This window comes from Mycobacterium sp. 852002-51152_SCH6134967, from assembly GCF_001667105.1.
GTDB classification, from domain to species: Bacteria; Actinomycetota; Actinomycetes; order Mycobacteriales; family Mycobacteriaceae; genus Mycobacterium; species Mycobacterium neumannii_A.
The window spans coordinates 1-5396 of sequence record NZ_LZIK01000057.1; the positions used below are offsets into that span (position 1 = coordinate 1).

3 rRNA genes are annotated in these 5396 nt (G+C 56.6%); all 3 read left to right on the top strand.

The features are described from left to right. Positions 1-109 precede the first annotated feature (109 nt). Positions 110-1633, top strand: a 16S ribosomal RNA gene (locus tag A5790_RS16810). A 414-nt stretch (positions 1634-2047) separates the two neighbouring features. Next, positions 2048-5174, top strand: a 23S ribosomal RNA gene (locus A5790_RS16815). Positions 5175-5273: 99 nt separating this feature from the next. Then, positions 5274-5388 (top strand): 5S ribosomal RNA (gene rrf / locus A5790_RS16820). Together the 16S, 23S and 5S rRNA genes form the textbook arrangement of a ribosomal RNA operon. Positions 5389-5396: the final 8 nt, after the last annotated feature.

The following is a 5396-nucleotide window of genomic DNA, read 5'->3' on the forward strand; positions in this document are numbered from 1 at the left end:
TTTTGTTTGTTGTTGTTTTTTGCCATGCCCTGTTTTCCCGTTTGTGGGTGTGGTGTTTTTTGATGCCAGTTTTTGGTGTCTGTTTGGTCAGATTGTTCTGAACGTTTTTTGTTTGGAGAGTTTGATTCTGGCTCAGGACGAACGCTGGCGGCGTGCTTAACACATGCAAGTCGAACGGAAAGGCCCCTTTGGGGGTGCTCGAGTGGCGAACGGGTGAGTAACACGTGGGTGATCTGCCCTGCACTTTGGGATAAGCCTGGGAAACTGGGTCTAATACCGAATACACCTTGCTGGTCGCATGGCCTGGTGGGGGAAAGCTTTTGCGGTGTGGGATGGGCCCGCGGCCTATCAGCTTGTTGGTGAGGTTATGGCTTACCAAGGCGACGACGGGTAGCCGGCCTGAGAGGGTGACCGGCCACACTGGGACTGAGATACGGCCCAGACTCCTACGGGAGGCAGCAGTGGGGAATATTGCACAATGGGCGCAAGCCTGATGCAGCGACGCCGCGTGGGGGATGACGGCCTTCGGGTTGTAAACCTCTTTCAGTGCCGACGAAGCGTAAGTGACGGTAGGCACAGAAGAAGGACCGGCCAACTACGTGCCAGCAGCCGCGGTAATACGTAGGGTCCGAGCGTTGTCCGGAATTACTGGGCGTAAAGAGCTCGTAGGTGGTTTGTCGCGTTGTCCGTGAAAACTCACAGCTTAACTGTGGGCGTGCGGGCGATACGGGCAGACTTGAGTACTGCAGGGGAGACTGGAATTCCTGGTGTAGCGGTGGAATGCGCAGATATCAGGAGGAACACCGGTGGCGAAGGCGGGTCTCTGGGCAGTAACTGACGCTGAGGAGCGAAAGCGTGGGGAGCGAACAGGATTAGATACCCTGGTAGTCCACGCCGTAAACGGTGGGTACTAGGTGTGGGTTTCCTTCCTTGGGATCCGTGCCGTAGCTAACGCATTAAGTACCCCGCCTGGGGAGTACGGCCGCAAGGCTAAAACTCAAAGAAATTGACGGGGGCCCGCACAAGCGGCGGAGCATGTGGATTAATTCGATGCAACGCGAAGAACCTTACCTGGGTTTGACATGCACAGGACGACTGCAGAGATGTGGTTTCCCTTGTGGCCTGTGTGCAGGTGGTGCATGGCTGTCGTCAGCTCGTGTCGTGAGATGTTGGGTTAAGTCCCGCAACGAGCGCAACCCTTGTCTCATGTTGCCAGCGCGTTATGGCGGGGACTCGTGAGAGACTGCCGGGGTCAACTCGGAGGAAGGTGGGGATGACGTCAAGTCATCATGCCCCTTATGTCCAGGGCTTCACACATGCTACAATGGCCGGTACAAAGGGCTGCGATGCCGTGAGGTGGAGCGAATCCTTTCAAAGCCGGTCTCAGTTCGGATCGGGGTCTGCAACTCGACCCCGTGAAGTCGGAGTCGCTAGTAATCGCAGATCAGCAACGCTGCGGTGAATACGTTCCCGGGCCTTGTACACACCGCCCGTCACGTCATGAAAGTCGGTAACACCCGAAGCCGGTGGCCTAACCCCTTGTGGGAGGGAGCCGTCGAAGGTGGGATCGGCGATTGGGACGAAGTCGTAACAAGGTAGCCGTACCGGAAGGTGCGGCTGGATCACCTCCTTTCTAAGGAGCACCATTCATTTTCCCCCGCCCCCGCGCCTGTGGGATCGGTTGCGGTTGGGATATCAGTGCCGGCGCCTGTAGTGGGTGTTCGGCCGGTGCACAACAAACGTTGATCGTCTGGTGGGAAAAGCCGGGCGTGAAGGATTGCCAGACACACTATTGGGCTTTGAGACAACAAGCCCGCGATCTCTTTGTCCCGAGTGTGGGAAACCGGAGATGGTGTTGATCCCCGTGTGGGGGTTGGCTGTGGTTGTCGCCCTGCTTTGGTGGTGGGGTGTGGTGTTTGATTTGTGGATAGTGGTTGCGAGCATCTCGCAGCGGATTGCTTGGTCCTCGTTGGTGGGGGTTGGGTGGTTTGTTGCGGTGATAATGCAATTTTTATTCTTCCGAGAATATTTTTTTGATCTGTTTTGTGTGTAAGTGTTTAAGGGCGCATGGTGGATGCCTTGGCACTGGGAGCCGATGAAGGACGTGGGAGGCTGCGTTATGCCTCGGGGAGCTGTCAACCGAGCGTGGATCCGAGGATGTCCGAATGGGGAAACCCGGCACGAGTGATGTCGTGTCACCCAACGCTGAATATATAGGCGTTGGGGGGGAACGCGGGGAAGTGAAACATCTCAGTACCCGTAGGAAGAGAAAACAATTGTGATTCCGTGAGTAGTGGCGAGCGAAAGCGGAGGATGGCTAAACCGTGTGCATGTGATACCCGGCGGGGGTTGTGTGTGCGGTGTTGTGGGGCCTGTGTTCTATCTACCGCCGTGGATAGCAGCAGTGATAAAGCAGTGGGTTAGGTGAAGTGGCCTGGGATGGTCTGCCGTAGTGGGTGAGAGCCCCGTAACCGAAAACTTGTTGCCTGTTGTCGCAGGATCCCCGAGTAGCAGCGGGCCCGTGGAATCTGCTGTGAATCTGCCGGGACCACCCGGTAAGCCTGAATACTTCTCAGTGACCGATAGCGGATCAGTACCGTGAGGGAATGGTGAAAAGTACCCCGGGAGGGGAGTGAAAGAGTACCTGAAACCGTGTGCCTACAATCCGTCAAAGCCCTCCACTTTGTGGTGGGGTGATGGCGTGCCTTTTGAAGAATGAGCCTGCGAGTCAGGGACATGTCGCGAGGTTAACCCGTGTGGGGTAGCCGCAGCGAAAGCGAGTCTGAATAGGGCGTATCACGTCAATAGTGGCGTGTGTAGTGGTGTGTTCTGGACCCGAAGCGGAGTGATCTACCCATGGCCAGGGTGAAGCGCGGGTAAGACCGCGTGGAGGCCCGAACCCACTTAGGTTGAAGACTGAGGGGATGAGCTGTGGGTAGGGGTGAAAGGCCAATCAAACTCCGTGATAGCTGGTTCTCCCCGAAATGCATTTAGGTGCAGCGTTGCGTGTTTCTTGTTGGAGGTAGAGCTACTGGATGGCCGATGGGCCCTACTAGGTTACTGACGTCAGCCAAACTCCGAATGCCGACAAGTCAAAGCGTGGCAGTGAGACGGCGGGGGATAAGCTCCGTGCGTCGAGAGGGAAACAGCCCAGATCGCCGGCTAAGGCCCCTAAGCGTGTGCTAAGTGGAAAAGGATGTGCAGTCGCAAAGACAACCAGGAGGTTGGCTTAGAAGCAGCCACCCTTGAAAGAGTGCGTAATAGCTCACTGGTCAAGTGATTGTGCGCCGATAATGTAGCGGGGCTCAAGCACACCGCCGAAGCCGCGGCAGCAACACCTAGTGTGTTGTTGGGTAGGGGAGCGTCCTGCATCCGGTGAAGCCACGAAGTGATTCAGTGGTGGAGGGTGTGGGAGTGAGAATGCAGGCATGAGTAGCGATAAGGCAAGTGAGAACCTTGCCCGCCGGAAGACCAAGGGTTCCTGGGCCAGGCCAGTCCGCCCAGGGTGAGTCGGGACCTAAGGCGAGGCCGACAGGCGTAGTCGATGGACAACGGGTTGATATTCCCGTACCCGTGTATGAGCGTCCCTGACGAATCCATACTGCTAACCACCCAAACGGTGGCCGACCAATCCCTTCGGGGAGCGGGGGTCACCTGCTGCGTGGGACCCGTGTGGGTAGTAGTCAAGCGATGGGGTGACGCAGGAAGGTAGCCGTACCAGTCAGTGGTAATACTGGGGCAAACCTGTAGGGAGAAACCTAGGCAAATCCGGGTTTCACATATCCTGAGAGGTGATGCATAGCCGAGTGAGGCGAATTCGGTGATCCTATGCTGTCGAGAAAAGCCTCTAGCGAGCGCATACACGGCCCGTACCCCAAACCAACACAGGTGGTCAGGTAGAGAATACCAAGGCGTACGAGTGAACTATGGTTAAGGAACTCGGCAAAATGCCCCCGTAACTTCGGGAGAAGGGGGACCCCCACACCGTCAAGGCCTTCGCGGCCGGCAGCGGGAGGGGGTGGCACAAACCAGTGAGAAGCGACTGTTTACTAAAAACACAGGTCCGTGCGAAGTCGCAAGACGAGGTATACGGACTGACGCCTGCCCGGTGCTGGAAGGTTAAGAGGACCCGTTAACCCGCAAGGGTGAAGCGGAGAATTTAAGCCCCAGTAAACGGCGGTGGTAACTATAACCATCCTAAGGTAGCGAAATTCCTTGTCGGGTAAGTTCCGACCTGCACGAATGGCGTAACGACTTCTCAGCTGTCTCAACCATAGACTCGGCGAAATTGCATTACGAGTAAAGATGCTCGTTACGCGCGGCAGGACGAAAAGACCCCGGGACCTTCACTACAACTTGGTATTGGTGCTCGATTCGGTTTGTGTAGGATAGGTGGGAGACTGTGAAGCCATCACGCCAGTGATGGTGGAGTCGTTGTTGAAATACCACTCTGATCGTATTGGGCCTCTAACCTCGAACCGTCTATCCGGTTCAGGGACAGTGCCTGGCGGGTAGTTTAACTGGGGCGGTTGCCTCCTAAAAAGTAACGGAGGCGCCCAAAGGTTCCCTCAACCTGGACGGCAATCAGGTGTTGAGTGTAAGTGCACAAGGGAGCTTGACTGCGAGACCTACACGTCAAGCAGGGACGAAAGTCGGGACTAGTGATCCGGCACCCCCGAGTGGAAGGGGTGTCGCTCAACGGATAAAAGGTACCCCGGGGATAACAGGCTGATCTTCCCCAAGAGTCCATATCGACGGGATGGTTTGGCACCTCGATGTCGGCTCGTCGCATCCTGGGGCTGGAGCAGGTCCCAAGGGTTGGGCTGTTCGCCCATTAAAGCGGCACGCGAGCTGGGTTTAGAACGTCGTGAGACAGTTCGGTCTCTATCCGCCGCGCGCGTCAGAAGCTTGAGGAAACCTGTCCCTAGTACGAGAGGACCGGGACGGACGAACCTCTGGTACACCAGTTGTCCCACCAGGGGCACCGCTGGATAGCCACGTTCGGACAGGATAACCGCTGAAAGCATCTAAGCGGGAAACCCCCTCCAAGACCAGGCTTCTCACCCATTTCAGTGGGATAAGGCCCCCCGCAGACCACGGGATCGATAGACCAGACCTACACACCCAGCAATGGGTTCAGGGAACTGGCACTAACCGGCCGAAAACTTACACACACTCGCAACCACACCCCACGCGTATCAACCACGCAAACACACCCCACCACCAAAACACCCTTCCCAACACCAACTGGGACACTACAAAGTGAATAAAGTTACGGCGGTCAATAGCGACAGGGAAACGCCCGGACCCATCCCGAACCCGGAAGCTAAGCCTGCCAGCGCCAATGATACTGCCCCACCCGGGCGGAAAAGTAGGACACCGCCGAACACAAATTA